Origin of the sequence: Vagococcus bubulae (assembly GCF_003950315.1) — a bacterium.
Classification (GTDB): Bacteria; Bacillota; Bacilli; order Lactobacillales; family Vagococcaceae; genus Vagococcus; species Vagococcus bubulae.
In genome coordinates this window covers 187091-205371 of record NZ_NGJT01000001.1, presented here as the reverse complement: position 1 = coordinate 205371, position 18281 = coordinate 187091, and the positions used below count along the sequence as shown (strand labels likewise).

General features: G+C 33.6%; 14 protein-coding genes. 11 read left to right on the top strand and 3 right to left on the bottom strand.

Translation table 11 applies throughout. The features are described from left to right. The first annotated feature begins 154 nt into the window (after positions 1-154). Both glmS and CBF36_RS00910 read left to right on the top strand, forming a co-directional pair. Positions 155-1963, top strand: a complete 1809-nt coding sequence (gene glmS / locus CBF36_RS00915) for a glutamine--fructose-6-phosphate transaminase (isomerizing) (RefSeq protein ID WP_125955792.1) — start codon at positions 155-157, stop codon at positions 1961-1963. A 147-nt stretch (positions 1964-2110) separates the two neighbouring features. Continuing rightward, positions 2111-2596, top strand: coding sequence for a hypothetical protein (locus tag CBF36_RS00910; protein ID WP_125955791.1), 486 nt, complete (start codon positions 2111-2113; stop codon positions 2594-2596). A 174-nt stretch (positions 2597-2770) separates the two neighbouring features. Here the strand turns inward: CBF36_RS00910 and CBF36_RS00905 are convergent, their stop codons facing one another. Beyond that, positions 2771-4870 (bottom strand): Na+/H+ antiporter, encoded by a 2100-nt coding sequence (locus tag CBF36_RS00905; RefSeq protein WP_125955789.1) that lies wholly within the window; start codon positions 4868-4870, stop codon positions 2771-2773. A gap of 184 nt (positions 4871-5054) precedes the next feature. Between CBF36_RS00905 and CBF36_RS00900 the strand changes: the two genes are divergently transcribed. Both CBF36_RS00900 and CBF36_RS00895 read left to right on the top strand, forming a co-directional pair. Then, complete coding sequence (locus CBF36_RS00900) at positions 5055-5807, top strand: ABC transporter ATP-binding protein (protein ID WP_125955788.1); 753 nt, start codon at positions 5055-5057, stop codon at positions 5805-5807. Next, complete coding sequence (locus tag CBF36_RS00895; protein WP_125955786.1) at positions 5797-7671, top strand: FtsX-like permease family protein; 1875 nt, start codon at positions 5797-5799, stop codon at positions 7669-7671. The genes CBF36_RS00900 and CBF36_RS00895 overlap by 11 nt, the downstream gene beginning before the upstream one ends. 29 nt (positions 7672-7700) lie before the next feature. On the opposite strand, the gene proC is transcribed toward CBF36_RS00895, so the two are convergent. Beyond that, positions 7701-8486 carry a pyrroline-5-carboxylate reductase gene (gene proC, locus CBF36_RS00890; protein WP_125955784.1) on the bottom strand — a complete coding sequence of 262 codons (786 nt, stop codon included), beginning with the start codon at positions 8484-8486 and terminating at the stop codon, positions 7701-7703. Positions 8487-8618: 132 nt separating this feature from the next. Between proC and CBF36_RS00885 the strand changes: the two genes are divergently transcribed. The 3 genes from CBF36_RS00885 to thrS all read left to right on the top strand — a co-directional run bounded on the left by CBF36_RS00885 (position 8619) and on the right by thrS (position 13244). Beyond that, positions 8619-9371 (top strand): ABC transporter ATP-binding protein, encoded by a 753-nt coding sequence (locus tag CBF36_RS00885; RefSeq protein WP_125955783.1) that lies wholly within the window; start codon positions 8619-8621, stop codon positions 9369-9371. Continuing rightward, positions 9364-10992 (top strand): hypothetical protein, encoded by a 1629-nt coding sequence (locus CBF36_RS00880; RefSeq protein ID WP_125955781.1) that lies wholly within the window; start codon positions 9364-9366, stop codon positions 10990-10992. Before CBF36_RS00885 ends, CBF36_RS00880 begins: the two co-directional genes overlap by 8 nt. A 317-nt stretch (positions 10993-11309) precedes the next feature. Beyond that, positions 11310-13244: a threonine--tRNA ligase gene (gene thrS, locus CBF36_RS00875; protein ID WP_125955780.1), complete on the top strand. Its 1935-nt coding sequence runs from the start codon at positions 11310-11312 to the stop codon at positions 13242-13244. A 37-nt stretch (positions 13245-13281) separates the two neighbouring features. On the opposite strand, the gene CBF36_RS00870 is transcribed toward thrS, so the two are convergent. After that, positions 13282-14415, bottom strand: coding sequence for a trans-sulfuration enzyme family protein (locus CBF36_RS00870; RefSeq protein WP_125955778.1), 1134 nt, complete (start codon positions 14413-14415; stop codon positions 13282-13284). A 223-nt stretch (positions 14416-14638) separates the two neighbouring features. On the opposite strand from CBF36_RS00870, the gene CBF36_RS00865 reads away from it, so the two are divergent. From CBF36_RS00865 to pyrR, 4 genes are all read left to right on the top strand, one after another. Further along, positions 14639-14998 carry a Rid family detoxifying hydrolase gene (locus tag CBF36_RS00865; protein ID WP_125955777.1) on the top strand — a complete coding sequence of 120 codons (360 nt, stop codon included), beginning with the start codon at positions 14639-14641 and terminating at the stop codon, positions 14996-14998. 74 nt (positions 14999-15072) lie between these two features. Further along, a complete protein-coding gene (locus tag CBF36_RS00860; RefSeq protein ID WP_125955775.1) occupies positions 15073-16491 on the top strand; it encodes a cation:dicarboxylate symporter family transporter in 1419 nt (472 codons plus the stop codon). Positions 16492-16609: 118 nt separating this feature from the next. Further along, a complete protein-coding gene (locus CBF36_RS00855; protein WP_125955773.1) occupies positions 16610-17515 on the top strand; it encodes an RluA family pseudouridine synthase in 906 nt (301 codons plus the stop codon). A 198-nt stretch (positions 17516-17713) separates the two neighbouring features. Further along, a complete protein-coding gene (gene pyrR, locus CBF36_RS00850) occupies positions 17714-18253 on the top strand; it encodes a bifunctional pyr operon transcriptional regulator/uracil phosphoribosyltransferase PyrR (RefSeq protein ID WP_125955771.1) in 540 nt (179 codons plus the stop codon). Positions 18254-18281 lie beyond the last annotated feature (28 nt).

Sequence of the window (18281 nt, the reverse complement as noted above, 5' to 3'; positions counted from 1 at the left end):
GGTGACGAGGAATGAGTTTATCGAAAATTCGGCGGGTGGCTCATAGGGAATTGCACTCTTAGGATAAAGACAAAAAAATAAGGAAACTTATTTGACAAAACTTTATTCATGCAAAAAATAGAAACAACTATTTTAAAGAAAGTTGGAAAAATTAATGTGCGGAATAGTTGGAGTAATCGGAAATAACCGAGCAAAGGATATCTTATTAACAGGATTAGAAAAATTAGAATATAGAGGGTATGACTCTGCTGGGATTATGGTAGCTGATGAAAATGAAGCTTACCTAGTCAAAACACCAGGTCGTGTGAGTGAGTTGAAAGCTCTAGCGAATAGTGTACCAGAAGGACATTTAGGGATAGGTCATACTCGTTGGGCAACACATGGTGTACCAAATACTGAAAATGCGCATCCACATCAATCAACAAGTGGAAAATTTTGCTTGGTACATAATGGTGTGATTGAAAACTATCTGGATTTGAAAAATGATTATTTATCTGAGATTGCCTTAAAAGGTGATACAGATAGTGAAATAGTAGTAGAGTTAGTAGATTATTTTTATCGTAAAGGTAAGTCTTCTTTTGAAGCATTTGAAGCTGCTTTAGATAAAGTGGAAGGATCATATGCTATTGCTTTGATGGATGTTGAAGATAGCCAAACACTTTATTTAGCCAAAAATAAAAGTCCGTTACTAATTGGTATTGGAAAAGAGTGCCATTATGTTGGTAGTGATGCGATGGCAATGATTAATGAAACAAATGAATTTGTTGAAATTAAAGATGGTGAACGTATTATTCTAACGTCTGATAACATGACAATTTTCGATAAAGAATCAAATGAATTATCACGTGATTCATTTGTGGCTGATATTGATGCGACAGATACTGAAAAAGGATTATATCCTCATTACATGTTAAAAGAAATTGATGAGCAACCAAGCGTTATGAGAACATTGATTTCTGAATATCTAACAGAAGATGGACTGTCAACAATTGATAAAAAAATTGTCTCTCACATGGCATCAAGTGATCGTATTTATATTGTGGGTTGTGGAACAAGTTGGCATGCTGGTTTAGTGGGTAAAAAGATTATTGAAGAATTGACTAATATTCCAGTTGAGGTGCATTTAGCCAGTGAAATGGGATATGACATGCCATTACTATCAGAAAAACCGTTCTTTATTTTCTTAACTCAAAGTGGAGAAACTGCTGATAGCCGTCAAGTATTGGTTAAAGTGAATGAATTAAACCTTCCGTCATTGACAATAACAAATGTAAAAGGTTCAACTTTATCTCGTGAAGCAACGTATACCTTGTTATTACATGCTGGACCTGAAATTGCAGTAGCATCAACTAAAGCTTATACATCTCAAATTGCCGTGATGACTTATCTAGCTCAAGCGATTGGGTTAGAAAAAGGAATAGAGTTAGCTAAGTCTATCGATTTAGCACATGAAATGGCAATCATCGCCTCAGTGATGGACTCGATGATTAGTGAAAAAGAGTTAATTTCTGGCCTTAGCGAGTCATTCTTAGGGACAACACGCAATGCTTTCTTCATTGGCCGTGGCTTGGATTACGCTGTATCAATGGAAGCAGCTCTTAAATTAAAAGAAATTTCTTATATCCAAGCAGAAGGATTTGCTGCTGGTGAGTTAAAACATGGAACAATTGCTTTGATTGAAGAAGGTACACCAGTGATTGCGATTATTACAGATAAACATACCGCTAGTCATACTCGTGGAAATGCTAAGGAAGTAGAAAGTCGTGGAGCAAATGTATTGACTATCTCACTTGAAGATGTGGCACATGATGGTGATGAATTAGTATTATTACCAGTACATAATTTATTAACACCATTAGTAAGTGTGGTACCTTTACAGTTATTAGCATATTATGCAAGTTTACAAAGAGGATTAGATGTTGATAAACCTCGTAACTTAGCAAAAAGTGTGACAGTAGAATAAAATATTAAACCAACTTTCTTAATTGAAGGTTGGTTTTTTTCTGAGAAAGACGAAAGATTTAAAGTTAAACATGAACTCATTGATAAGTTTACTTTGTCACTGTTTTTAATTATAGTATAATAATTTAAAATAAAAGGAGTGAGTATGATGAAAAAGAGAACTACAATGATTGGATTTGTAATGATGATGTGTTTTATGATTGTATTAGCAGGCTGTTCGACTAGTAAGAATGAGGTTAAATCTGCTCAAATTATGTCAGTAGTTAATAGCAAGGAAAATTTGCAAGAAAATGCTTTATATCATTTTGACAATGGAAAACTAGATGTCTACTTGACATTTTCGCCATTTGAAAACCCAAATACAGATCCCTCTGATTCGGATTATGATAAAAAGCTAGATGAAACCATAAAAAATCTAAATAAAGAGTTTCCAAATGAAGACATTAAAAAAGATAATTTTGACAATAAAGTTGAAAAATCGTTTAAAAACGTCACTGTTTCAATAGATAGTGAGAAGAAAAAAGTAACAATTAGTGGAAAAGGTATTACGAAAGAATTTACTATTTCAGATTCAAATGAGAAACGATTAGTCGATAATTTGGGTAATGAATATGAATTAACTTATAGTAAGTAATATTAAAAGAAAGAGAATTAGCCAATGGGAAGATTAACAAAATCAAGTATTGATAAAGTTTTCCTTGAAGACTGTGGGGGAATGAATAAACTTTCTTCCAACTATTAAATTTAAATGTTATCTAACATATATAATAAAAATCATCCTAAGAGTATTTTCTCTCAGGATGATTTTTTAATCCTCAATATTAGTTTGTAGGAAAGAAGTTTCACTATAGTTAATCCCTTGTCGCAATTGGTTTGCCATTGTATTAGAAATTCTTCCTTGTTCAAGAAGGGTTTGAATCATTCCTCGTTCTTCATCAAGTGCTCTTAAAAAATAATCTTGATATATTTCTTGGTAGGATACCTCTTGTACGAGGCGATAATGCTGAATTCGATGAATTTTACTTGTATATTCCATCATTAATTGATTCAAGATATTGTATTTGACAGTAAAATATTTATCTAACCTATCTAAATCATCTTGGCATTCTTTTAACATGTCTAACGTTGCTTCAGAACTTTTAACTTCTAATAAAGTAATTTTTTTTATGTTATCTAATTGGAATTTTTCGGGTTGACGTTTTAAAAAAGTTTGGTAAACAATTCTCTTGGTTTTTTTCTGAGCCTTGTAAAGAGATTGTTGTACCATGATTTTAAAATTACTTGAATGTGCCCGACGTTTGTATTCCAACATTTTGACATAGTTTCGTTCGATCTTTTTAGGTAACTCTAATTTAGGTAACAGTTCTAGAACTTTTTTTGTTTCAAAATCTGCTGCTTTGCATCTATAATCTGATTCTAACTCATAGTAAACAGCATTAGAGGTATAATCATCATCTAAATATAAGAACCGTAGTTGTTTATCAAAATCTTGCAAAATGTCATTAATAATTAACTGATTTTCATCACTTAATTCTTGTTGTAAGGACTGAATCGCTCGTTTTGTCATTAGTTTTCTGGCTTCAATTTCAGGTAATTGGGACGAATCATTTTCATCATCAATCGCTTCTTTCGTGCTCTCATCACCAGTTAGAACCAATCGTTTTTTCTGTTTAGTAAAAATTGGTAATGTAATTACTGCAACAAGTAAACTTGTCAAAATGACACCACTAGCTAAAAAGATAATGAGGTATCTTTCTTGGAAAACAGCTCCATCCGGTAAAAAGAATGGGATAGATAAAACCATCGCCATGGTAACCGCACCTCTAACCCCTGTCAATCCAGTCAAGACAGCAACTGAGAATTTTGGTTTCCGTTGTGTATCACCTTTTGATTTAAAAAAATCATACCACATATAAGTATAGCTCCAAAGTGTTCTAATCAGCATTAGAATGAGCCAAGTGATGATTACATAAAGAATCAATAAAGCATTATTTATCGTTGGATCAATGATGGCACCACGCATCGCATAAGGGAGTGTTGTTCCCAATACAACAAAGACAATACCATTTAATAAGTAAATAATAATATCCCATAGTCTGTTGGTTACAATTTTTATTTCTGAAAAGCGTCCTCTAAACAATGGTTCTTGTTGAATCGCCATAACACCTGCTACCACAACAGCAATAACACCAGATGCATGAACTATTTCTGCCATGATAAAAATGACAAAGGGGGTCATTACTTGAAGAGATGAATGTAAAATAACATCTTGTATCCCTTGTCTTAATAAACTTCGTTGAATAAGGTAGATTAATCGACTGACTAAGTAGCCAATTAAAATTCCGATTAAGGTCATGTAAATAAAATCGCCTGTTGCTTGTTTTAATGAGAAAAAGCCAGTTAAAAAGGCAGCAAGTGCATACTTAAAGGCAATTAATCCACTTGCATCATTGATTAAACTCTCCCCACTAATTAAGGTTAAAATTCGTTTAGGTAACTTCACTTGTTCGGCTATTCCTTGAACAGCTACAGGGTCTGTTGGAGATAAAACAGCAGCTAAGGCAAAAGCTAATGATAAACTAACTTGTGGAATAAATAAGTTAATCAATAGTCCGCCAGCAATAGTGGTAAGAAAAACAAGTAAAATCGCATTGGCGAAGATTGGCGTTCGTAATTCCCATAACTCTTTTTTAGGGAAATGCTTGGCATCACTGTATAACAGTGGTGCAACAAACAGTAGCATAAACCAATCTGTTTGTAATTCTATATCTAAATGTAAAAATAACGCAGCGATAACTCCAACACCAATTTCAATTAACGCAGTTGGAATAGCTACGAGATAGTGACTGATAATATTAGACAGAATAACGAGTATGATAAGTAAAATCGTGGCTTCTAATACAGCCATAGGGTCACCTCCGTTTTTGTATGTAATAAGTATAGCAAAAAAATGTATAAATAATAGTCTTTTTTAATAAAATAGTGTAAAAAAAGATGTTTGTTAACAAACTTACGGTATTGTTCGTTTAAATATACACGGTAACATGTTACTCTATAATTAGTGGATTTTCGGAACGAAAGTGGGTAAAAGTATGTTAGAAATAAATAACGTAACAAAAACATTTGGTGTAGGAGACTCATTATTTCAAGCGTTAAAAGGAGTCACACTTAGTGTGAAAGAAGGCGAATTTATTGGGATTATGGGGCCTTCTGGAAGTGGAAAGTCAACCCTTTTAAATTTAATTGGGACGATAGATCAGCCTTCATCAGGAACCGTAACGATCGATGGTGAACGACCATCAAAATTAGATCAAGAAGATTTAGCAAAGTTTAGGCGAAATCAATTAGGTTTTGTCTTTCAAGGATTTAATCTGATGCCAACGTTAACTGTGGCAGAAAATATTATATTACCACTCACGCTAGATGGCGAAAAAGTGAGTGTTATGACTAAAAAACTAAATGATATTTCTGAGATTCTTGGTATTGAATCTTTATTAAATAAACGAATTAGTAATATCTCTGGAGGTCAAGCACAACGTGTGGCTATCGCCCGTTCAATGATTCATGAACCCAAATTATTATTGGCAGATGAACCAACAGGTAACTTGGATACAAAATCATCAAAGGATGTAATGAGATTATTATCAGAATTAAACATTAATTTGAATTCGACTATTTTGATGGTGACGCATGATGCTTTTGCAGCAAGTTATTGTCGCCGTATTGTATTTATTAAAGATGGTGAATTGACTGATGAAATCATGCGGCATGGCTCTCAAAGTGAGTTTTATGATGACATTCTTTTTAGTTTAAAGCAGTTGGAAGGTGAAGCAGATGACTTTTAAAGAATTTATCTATAAAAATACTATTCGAAATAAACCGTTATATATGGCTTATTTCTTAAGTACCTTAACAACAGTAATGACGTTTTTTGCTTTTTCAACATTTTCTAATCATCCATCTCTTAGTGGGGAGTCTATGAACCAATTTGTCACAGTTGGTATGAATGTTTCATCAGGTATTATTTACGTGTTTTCTTTTTTTTATGTGCTTTATTCGATGGATATTTTTTTACAATCGCGCAAGAGGGAATTTGGATTGTTGTTAATTCAAGGGATGTCTCCTAAACAATTACGGAAGATGATTTTTCAAGAGAACACAATCGTTGGATTCTTTGCTACAGTGATTGGTATTTTAGCTGGTTTATTGCTTTCACAAGCTTTATTATTTTTGAGTAAAAAAATAATGACTGTTCAGTTGGCATTTTACTTTCCACTTAAATCAATTATCATAACCTTTGTGGCATTTACCATCCTTTTCTTTTTTATCTCTTTATTTATTCAGTTTAAGATTCCTAAGATGGACGTCCAAGAATTGCTTAAAAGTGAAGATTTAGGAAAAGGGGAAGTCAAATCATCTAAGATAAAATCGATTTTTGCGTTATTATTTATTGGAGTTGGGTATGCGATTGCTTTATACGTTCAAGGCATGCAGGTTTTTGTGGCGATGATACCCGTTGTGTTGATGGTAATTATCGGTACTTACTTTTTGTTTAATCAATTAAGTATTCTTGTTGTCACACAACTACAAAAAAACAAACAACGTTTTTGGAAAAAAACGAATATGTTAGTCTATTCAGATTTAGGTTTTCGGATGAAAGACAATGCGCGGTCGTTTTTCTTGGTAGCCATTATCACAACGGTTGTGTTTGCTGCTATAGGTTCTTTAGCAGGTTTAAAAGAAATGACAGTAGCTTCTGTCAATGCGATGACTTATGATTTCTATTTATCGGATAATGAAGGTAATCAAGAATGTCTAGTAAAAAATTTAGATACCGTTCAACAAGAGATGGATAATCAAGACTTAAATATGACAGAGCTTCGTATGAAAGTCGTTTATGTGCCGGCATCTGATCATCAGAATGGATATAGAATTATTAGCACACATGGCTACAATAATATTGCAAAGTATACTAAAAATAAAAAAATATCTGATACGAATCAAACGTATCGTTTAAACGTTATTAGTAATATATTATCTGGTTCACCGCAAAAAAGTTACTTAAAAGAGTTACCATTGCCTGATGGTAAAACAACACCTGTGATAAATTTTGATGTAGAAAAGGTAGTTATTCCTGGCTTTCAAAATGTTTATGTGGTACCTAAAGATGTTTATAGTCAGTTTGCAAAAGAATATGGTGTTCAACAAGAAATTGGTTGGATTGGTGATAAAAAAACGCAGGACCAACAATATCATGTGGCAACCTATTTAACAGAAATTGAGGGGCTTCAGAGTAAACCATTACTTATAGAGTCGATTACAGAAACATATACACCTGTATTATTTGTCGGGTTTTTTATTGGGGCTATTTTCTTTGTATCAGCAGGGAGTTTTTTGTATTTTAGATTATACAGTGATATGGCAGTAGACATTGATAAATTTAAAATAGTTTACAAATTGGGACTTAGTCGTAAAGAGATGAAAAAAACAGTCTATCGACAGGTCGGTATTTTATTCTTTACACCAATTATTGTCTCGTCAGTTCATGGATTAATTGCGTTAAAAGCAATGTATGCTCTGTTCGACCAAAAACTTCGCGTCATGGCAATTATGGTCATTGGTCTTTTTTTAGTGATACAAATGATTTACTACTTAATTGCTAGCCATTTTTATTTTAGAAAATTATATCAAGAAGTTACTGCAGAATAGAAAAAACAGCCATATTGAGTGGCTGTTTTTTATTTATAACTTTGCATGATGGTATCAATACCAGAGATGGTGGCATATCTAAAGCCTTCTTTTTCAAGGGCTGCAATACCTTTAATAGTCGTACCTCCAGGAGAGGTTACACCATCTTTTAACTCACCAGGATGCTTTTTCGTTTCTAACATTAAATTAGCAGAGCCACTTACCATTTTAGCAGCGACAGTATAAGCTAGCTCTCTATCCATACCATGTAAAACAGCAGCATCTCCTAAAGCTTCCATAAATACATCAACAAAAGCAGGCCCACAACCAGCTAGAGTACCGAATATATCAATCTTATCTTCAGAAATTTCTTCTACGATACCTAAAAGGCTTAAACAATCATAGATTGCGATTTTATCAAGATTACTTATTGATTGTGAATAAACAATACCAGTAATACCTTGATTAATTTGTACAGGTGTATTTGGAATGGCTTGAGCAATAGGGTAGGTATCACCTAATACTTCTTGCATGTTTGAAACAGGAACCCCAGCAGATACTGAAATAATTGGAATATTTTGAGTTAAGTATTTTTTTAAGTCATTTATAACGGGAAGAATAAGGGGTGTTTTAACAGCTAAAAAAATCATCTCGACTTCATTAAATTTATTTAAGTCATCCGTCATAAGAAAAGGAATATCTTGTTGTAACAGTTTCGCTGTCTTTCCTTTTCCTCCTTTTACAAGGATATCTTCTGGAGAGATATTATTTGAGCGAACCCATCCTTTAATCATGGCGCCACCCATATGACCAGCACCAAAGATGCCTATTTTCATTTATCATCCCATCTTTCTTTTAAATAGTTAACGAATTTAGTATAGAACGTAAAATTATTTGTGACAACTAATTTTATACTATATCACTTTATGATATACTGAAAAGACACTTAAACAAAAGGAGTGGGTTGAATGGAGTTAATTATTAAAGATGTTGTGAAAACATTTGATGATAAAGTGATTTTAGATGAAGCGAGTTTTCAATTTGAAAAAGGTAAAATATACGGTTTATTAGGTAGAAATGGCGCGGGAAAAACCACGCTTTTTAATTGTATTTCAAAAGATTTATCAATTGACTCAGGGACGATTCAGTTGGAAGAGGACATGGAAGCATATGATTTTTCTGATCTTGATGTCGGGCTAGTTCATGCTACCCCAACTTTACCAGATTTTATGACAGGCTATGAATTCATCAAGTTTTTTATTGATATGAATAAAGAAAAAATGCCCAACGTCCGTACACCAGATGAGTATTTAGCAAAAGTTGGGATAAAAAAAGAGGATCGCCATCGGTTACTTAAAGACTACTCGCATGGGATGAAAAATAAAGTTCAGATGATTGCGACTATGATGGTGCAACCACCTGTTTTATTATTAGATGAGCCTTTAACGAGTTTTGATGTGGTCGCAGCACATGAAATGAAAGAATTGATTTTATCAATTAAAAAAGACTCCGTTGTGATTTTTTCCACTCATATTTTACAGTTAGCACAAGATTTATGTGATGAGATTGTGGTGCTTCATAAAGGCAAATTAACAGGGTTTGATCCAAATAAAATTCATACCAATAGTTTTGAAGCAGATATTGTTGCCATGTTATCTGATGAGGAGGGTAAACCTCAAGATGCGGTGGTTGAAGTGATAGGTGAGTCAGATGATGAGTAATGTTAGATCAACCCTCACAGAATATGTGTCATTGCAGTTATTTAAAGGGACTACCTTTATTAATGGTTTGTTTTATTTTATTGGTAGAATTCCTTTTATTGGTAAAATTATTCCTGTTAGAATGGTTTATGCAGATTATCCCTTAAAGAAAGTATTCACTTATATTAAGTTTGCTATTTCAACAGCAATTAAAGTCATAATAGGTATCATTCCTTTCTTTGTCAGTTCATTTTTAGCTAATGTTGTATTTAAAGAGAGTCAGTTATCAAGTTTTGATATTTGGTTAGTTGTCTTTGCATTTTATTTGCCAATATTTGGCTCATTATTTAGTGTTCCTGATAAAAAAGATGTGTTGTTTATAACTAATTTTAGAATTAATAAATCTTCTCATTTGAAAAGAATGACTCTGTTGGAACTATGCTTTGATTTAATCATCGTCACCATTGTGTTGATTGTTATGAGTCTGTTTAATAGCTTACCGATTATTTTAACCACATTATTAGGGAGTAGTGCTTATGTGTTTTTTAGTATGATTTGGCTAAGAATAGATTTACCACTGACACTACAAAAACATCCATGGATAAAAAAAGTTGCGATATTAGTAGTGATGCTGGCGTTAGTCATTGGATTTTGTTTCACCATGTTATCTTCTTTTATGCGTTTTTTATTTTCTAATCCATTGGTAATAATAGGACTTATTATTTTTAATTGTCTAGCGAGTTGGTTAGTGGCCAAGAATTATTTATCTTATCCTCGTTTTTCATTAGTAGCCGATAAAAAAGTTAGCTCATCAATGTATGCTTTTGAAGCTGATGATAAAGAATTGAAAAATAAAACCACAAACTTTACTGAAGGCGTTGGCTTAACAAAAAAAATGAGCATTGATGAACAGGCGAACTTCGATGACTTGTCAGGAAATGCTTACTTAAATGCATTATTTTTTAGTCGATTTAAAAAAGGACTAGGTAAGGGATTGCTAATTAAAGTAATCAGTATTAGTGTATTAGGCTTAGCTTTAGTAGTAGCCAGTCAGTTTTTTCCATTAATGTCTGGTGTCGGTGAGTTAGAAAAATTTATGTATCGCCTTGTTCCATCACTCTTTTTTGTTTTATATTTAACGTCAGTTGGTAAAAGCGTGGTCCAAAGTTTGTTTATGAATTGTGATATCTCCATGTTGAGTTTTCCTTTTTATCGAACAAAAGAAGCAATAATTAGTGGATTTCTCGCTAGGTTTAAAAAAATCCTGTTTTACAATAGTATCGTGAACGGTGTTTTATTAGTTTGGTTAATCCTATTTAATTTACTAGTTGTGGGGCTTAATTCCATCCATTTGATTGGGCTTGCCCTTTTAGTCATCATAAGTTTGACGTTACTTTTTTCGTTTCATGAATTATTTGTTTATTATTTACTACAACCTTTTACAAGTGATTTTCAAGTAATCAATCCTATTTATAAAGTAGTGAATGGTGTATTTTATTTGTTTGCTTATATGAATTTACAACTAAAAACAACAGGTCTTTATTATGCTTTAGGGTTATCTATTGTGTCATTATTATATGTTGGAATAGGATTTTTCGTGATATTAAAAGTGGCACCCAAAACGTTTAAGTTAAAAAAATAATGGAATTTACTTGTTTTATATTTCTAAAGGTGTTATAAATATAACTGTAGATAAATAAAACATAATTGTTGAGAAAGACACCGATATATGAGGGCTATCTGACAGGGAGGAAAACATAATTGAGAGTTTTCTAGATAAGTGCGTGTATTGACCACTTTCGAAAGTCAAGTTGAAACTTGACCGGTCGTACCGTTAACACGCTCGAGGAGACATAATTTATGTCTTAAATATTAGGTGGAACCACGTTGATTCGTCCTAGTAGGTCTAATGACTTACTAGGGCTTTTTTTATGTTTAAAATTAAAAGGAGACGATAGTATGATTAAGATTACTTTTCCAGATGGAGCAGTAAAAGAATTTGAAAATGGCAGTTCAACATTAGATATTGCAAAAAGCATTAGCAATTCTCTAGCAAAAAAAGCATTAGCAGGTAAATTAAATGGTGAGTTGATTGATTTAGAACGACCAATCGAAGTTGATGGCTCAATTGAAATCGTAACACCAGACCATGAAGATGCATTAGGTATTTTACGCCACTCAACTGCTCATTTGATGGCAAATGCGATGAAACGCTTGTATCCAAACATCCACTTTGGTGTAGGTCCAGCGATTGAAAATGGTTTTTACTATGATACTGATAATGGAGAAGAGGTTATCTCTGAAGAAAATCTAGAAGCGATTGAAAAAGAGATGATGGCGATTGTTAAAGAAAATAATCCAATCGTTCGTAAAGAAATTTCTCGTGCGGATGCTTTAGAGTTATTTAAAGAAGACCCATATAAAGTGGAATTAATTACTGACTTACCAGAAGACGAAGTGATTACAGTTTATGAGCAAGGTGACTTTGTTGACTTATGTCGTGGGGTGCATGTCCCATCAACTGGACGCATCCAAATCTTTAAATTATTATCAGTTGCTGGTGCATACTGGAGAGGAAACTCTGATAACCACATGATGCAACGTGTTTACGGAACTGCATTCTTCGATAAAAAAGCATTAAAAGAATACATCAAAATGCGTGAAGAAGCGAAAGAACGTGACCATAGAAAACTTGGTAAAGAATTAGATTTATTTATGTTAAGTCCTGAAGTTGGTTCTGGTTTACCATTCTGGTTACCAAAAGGTGCGACAATCCGCCGTACAATTGAACGCTATATCACTGATAAAGAAATTAGCTTAGGATACCAACATGTTTACACACCAATTATGGCAAACGTTGAATTTTATAAAACTTCTGGTCACTGGGATCATTACCATGAAGACATGTTCCCACCAATGGACATGGGAGACGGCGAAATGTTAGTATTACGTCCAATGAACTGCCCACATCATATGATGGTTTATAAAAACGATGTTCATAGTTACCGTGAATTACCAATCCGTATTGCTGAACTTGGTATGATGCACCGTTACGAAAAATCAGGTGCGTTGTCAGGATTGCAACGTGTGCGTGAAATGACATTAAATGATGGTCATACATTTGTTCGTCCAGATCAAATCAAAGATGAATTCAAACGCACATTAGAATTAATGGTTGCCGTATATGAAGATTTCAACATCACTGATTATCGTTTCCGTTTAAGTTACAGAGACCCAGAAAACACTGAAAAATACTTTGATGACGATGAAATGTGGGAAAAAGCTCAAACAATGCTGAAAGAAGCCATTGATGAATTAGGCTTAGAATACTTTGAAGCAGAAGGTGAAGCAGCATTCTATGGACCTAAACTTGACGTGCAAGTAAAAACTGCCTTAGGAATGGAAGAAACATTGTCAACTATCCAGTTAGACTTCTTATTGCCTGAACGCTTTGACTTAACTTATGTTGGACAAGATGGCGAAAATACTCATCGTCCAGTTGTTATCCATCGTGGTATCGTGTCTACAATGGAACGTTTTGTGGCTTACTTAACTGAAGTATATAAAGGAGCTTTCCCAACATGGTTAGCACCAGTTCAAGGAACAATCATTCCAGTTAACTTAGACTTACATAGTGATTATGCTTTTGAAATCAAAGAGCAATTAAACAGTTTAGGCTTACGTTTTGAAGTGGACGATCGTAATGAAAAAATGGGTTATAAAATTCGTGAATCTCAAACTCAAAAAATTCCATATCAAATCGTTGTGGGAGATAAAGAGTTAGATAACGGTGAAGTCAATGTCCGTAAATACGGAAGCAAAGAAACTGAAACAATGAAATTACCATTATTTGTTGAATCAGTAGTTGCAGAAGTGAAAAATTACAGTAAATAATAGGAAAGACCAAGTCGATATTGACTTGGTCTTTTTACTAGTTTAGTGCATTTTCTAAATCACTAATTAAATCATCACTGTCTTCAATCCCACATGATAAGCGAATTAATGTAGAAGTAACGCCCATTTTAATACGTTCTTCTTCTGGCATACAAGCGTGAGACATGGTCCAAGGATAAGATAAAATCGACTCAACCCCACCTAAACTAACAGCGACAATAGGAATTTGACATTTATTGAAAAAATCAGCGACTTTGTCTTGACAACTTAACTCAAAACTTAGAACAGCTCCGCCAGTTTCTGCTTGTTGTTTATGAATGGCAGCATTTGGATGAGTAGAGAGTCCTGGATAGTACACCGCTTTAATTTCTTTGTGTTTAGATAAATAATCAGCTATTTTAGACGCGTTTTTAACAGATTGTTCCATACGAAGTCCCATCGTTTTAACGCCTCTTAGAAGTAGCCACGCATCTTCAACCCCTAAAATACTGCCTAACGCTTTTTGATGTTTTTTAAGGGTCAGGTAAAGTTCGTCATTATTTGTCGCAATAAGGCCAGCTAAAATGTCACTATGCCCATTAATAAATTTTGTGGCACTATGAATGACGATATCAACACCTAAATCAAGTGGGTGCTGATGGATTGGTGTCATAAAGGTATTGTCACAGGCAGTTAAAATGTGATGTTTTTTTGCTAAATTACAGACAGCTTTTAAGTCTGTAATCGTTAATAAGGGATTCGATGGTGTTTCTAAATAAAATAATTTTGTATTTGGTTGAATGGCATTTTCCCATGCAGAAACATCTGATTCATCAATAAAGGTGTGTTCAATGCCGAAACGTGTTAAAAACTCTGTGACAATTTGAAACGTTCCGCCATAAATGTTTTTTCCAAGAATAAGATGATCTCCTTGAGATAACATAAATAAAACAGCATTAATGGCTGCCATACCAGAAGAAAAAGCTAAACCATATGACGCATTTTCAAGTGAGGTGATGCATTCTTCAACAGCAGTAACTGTGGGATTGCCAAAACGTGTATAGTTATAACCTGTATGATGGAATACGTCCTCTTGATGGAACGTTGATGTTTGATATTTAGGAATAGAAGCAGCCCCTGTTTGTTTATCAATTACTGAGTAGCCATGTAATAATGTGGTGTTTGTCTTCATAAAAATTTCCTCCAGTTTGAATCAGTTAATCATAATCTTTTAATAACTTGAACGTAACACTTAATGTATGCGCTGTCAATTGAGTTTGGGAGAAATATTCGTATTAAAAAACGTTCATATGAATAAAATTTCAAATAAATTGTCATTTTCAAGAGCTTATTTTTTTAATCGAAAGGTATTTTGTGTATAATGACTACTATAAATTATGAATGGAGGATGTTTTATGTCAAAATTACCAAAGCCAATTGGGCCTTACTCAGTGTATCGTGAAGCAGGGAATTTAGTTTTTGTATCGGGTCAAATTCCAATTGATGTTGAAACAGGGGAGATTGTTTCAGATACAATAGAAGGACAAGCAACACAAGTAATGGAAAATATTCAGCTGATTTTAGAAGAAATTGGAGTAGATTTTAATGCCATCGTAAAAACAACTTGTTTTTTACAAGATTTAGAGCACTTTAATACATTCAATAAAATCTATGGAAGCTATTTTAAAGAAAAAACACCTGCAAGATCTGCTTTTCAAGTGGCTAAATTACCAAAAGGTGCATTATTAGAAGTAGAGTTCATTGTAAGTAAATAGTTTTTTTATAGATTGAAACAAATAATAAAAAATGATTCTATCGGTGTAGACTGATAAAAAAGGAGATGATATTCATGATAGATGTTCCATTTTTCTCACAATTTCTTAAAGTGAGTAATTTTTACACGTTGATTGCTATTGTATTGTTAGGTGCGGCAATCATGTGCTTAAAGATGCTTAAAGATAAAAAAGTAAGTTTTTCTAAACGCATGATTATCGCCTTGGTGATTGGTCTAGTATTGGGTATTGGTATTGATGTTGTCAGTAGCAAAAACGGTATTTATATTGACCATGCTAGAGGAGAAATATCTGCGTGGTTTGGACTTATTGGGACAGGATTTTTAAAGCTAGTTCAGTTACTTGCAATACCTGTCGTATTTCTATCCATTATTAAAGTCGTAGTTGATGTACAAGGTGACCGTATTAGAAGTTTAACAGGTCGCACATTTATTACGTTACTAAGCACAACAGCGATTTCTGCTATTGTTGGTATTTTAGTTGTTAAGTTATTTAATTTAAATGCTACTAGTTTTGCAGGAGATTTAACGGAACAAAAGACAGAATTTATAAATAATATTGCGTCACAAAGTTTCCCAGAATTCTTTTTAAACTTGATTCCTAATAATATTATGAGCGTGATGGGAAACAATGGTAGTATTGTATCGGTTGTTATTATTGCAGCGATGTTTGCTAGCGCAATTCGCTTTTTAAAAGTAAAAAAACCAACTGAAGTAGCACCATTTGTGACTTTTTTAGATTCATTACGTGTAACAGTGAATTCTGTTTTAACAAATGTTATTAAGTTAATGCCATATGGTGTAGTAGCCCTTGTAAGTAATACTATTATTTCAAATGGTATCCAATCTGTTGTGAGTATGCTAGGTTTTATTGCAGCATTGTACACAGGTGTTATTATTATGCTACTAGTATATGTTGTCATTTTAAGTTTTATGGGTGTAAATCCAGTCATATTCTATAAGAAAGCTTTTAATACACTATTATTTGCCTTTTCTTCTCGTTCAAGTGTTGGGACACTTCCCTATACTTTACAAACATTAGAAAAAGACATGGGTGTGTCTGGAGAAACTTCTAACTTTGTTGCCACATTGGGGACAACAATTGGTATGAATGGATGTGCCGGAGTATTTCCTGCCATGCTTGGAACACTAGTTGCTGCAGCAGCTGGAGCTACTATGGACTTTTCATTCTTTGTATTGGTCGTTGTTGTAGTAACAGTTGGTTCAATCGGTATTGCCGGTGTACCAGGAACAGCGACCGTTGCAGCGACCGTTACATTAAACGGATTAGGATATGGCTCAGCTATATCAAGTATTGGTGCAGTCTTTGGAATTGATCCAATTGTTGATATGGGACGAACTATGTTAAATGTATGTGGTAGTATGGTATCTGCTATTGTAGTCGATAAATGGGAAGGAACGTTTGATAAAGAACAATTCAACTCACCATCACGTCATACGCAAATGAATGAATAAATTGAAAGAGGCGATAATCGTCTCTTTTTTTGATTTATCGAAATTCATCATTGTAGTAGTGAATAGCAACAAGTTTTATGATAAACTAAGTGAGCAAGTTGAATGAAGGAGATAATAGATGACACAATTACATTATGTAGTAGAAGATAAAAAAGGAAGAATTGATAAAGTACTAGCAGAGATTTTTTCAGATTATTCACGTTCTCAAATCCAAAGTTGGTTAAAAGAAGAGGCTGTGAGTGTTAACGGAGAGATTGTCAAAGCAAATTATAAAGTGAAAGAAAATGATCGTGTTGATATTGCGGTACCAGAAGCGAAAGAATTAACCTTAGAACCACAAGATATTCCATTAGAAATCGTTTATGAAGATGACGATGTGATTGTGGTAAATAAACCTCAAGGAATGGTTGTTCATCCTTCAATGGGACACCCTGATGGAACACTTGTTAATGCGTTATTATTTCATGCAGGATCACTTTCAAGTATTAATGACGTGATTCGTCCGGGAATTGTTCACCGAATTGACAAGGATACATCTGGACTATTGATGGTGGCGAAAAATGATGCAGCACATATTGCGCTTCAGGATGAGTTAAAAGAACGTAAAACACTAAGAAAATATGTGGCGTTAGTTCATGGGGTAATTCCACATGAAAAAGGAAAAATCGAAGCGCCAATAGGTAGAAGTAAAGATAACCGTCAAAAACAAGCAATTATAGCAGATGGTAAAGAAGCAGTGACTCATTTCACTGTCTTAGAACGTTTTTTAGATTATACATTAATTGAGTGTATTCTTGAAACAGGTAGAACACATCAAATTCGTGTACATATGGATTATATTGGGTACCCAATTGTTGGCGATCCGTTATATGGTCCTAAGAAAACAATTAAAGGTAACGGACAATTTTTACATGCCAAAACTCTTGCTTTTACTCATCCGACAACAGGTGAGTTAATGACCTTTGATTCTGAGTTACCAGAAATATTTAAAAAAACATTGAAGGAAATCGAAAATAATGATTGATATTTACTGATTCGTGGGTTATACTCAGTACAACAAAACAGAACAGTCCTTTAAGAGTAGTCCAGAGAGGCTAAGAAGGCTCGTGAATATTTGTAGACTTGGGATACGTGTATCCTTATATCACTATGACTAAACACAAACCTCTTAACTCTCATGGTTAAGAGGTTTTTTTGTGGGAAAATTTAGGAGGGAATTTTAATGACTGAAAAGGTAGTAGTGGATGATATGACGATGAAACGAGCATTGACACGTATTACATATGAAATCATTGAGCGACATAAAGGTATTGACGATATTGTGTTGATTGGTATTAAAACGCGTGGTATTTATTTAGCTAATCGTATTGCAGAACGTTTAAAACAATTAGAAGGAAAAGATATTCCAGTAGGTGAATTAGATATTACTCTTTATAGAGATGATAATCATGTAAATGAACATGATACACCTGAAGTTCACGCTTCAAATATTCCCTTTTCAATAGAAGATAAAGAAGTCATTTTAGTAGATGACGTGATTTTTACAGGTAGAACCATCCGTGCGGCACTAGATGCTATTATGGATATTGGTCGACCAGAAAAAATTTCACTAGCTGTGTTAGTTGATAGAGGACATAGAGAATTACCAATTCGTGCTGATTATGTTGGCAAAAATATTCCAACATCTAAAAAAGAACAAATTATTGTATCAGTTGAAGAATATGATGGTAAAGATGAAATTAAAATTCGACAAATTAATTAAATAAGCTTTTTAATCGAGTACAGAGAGA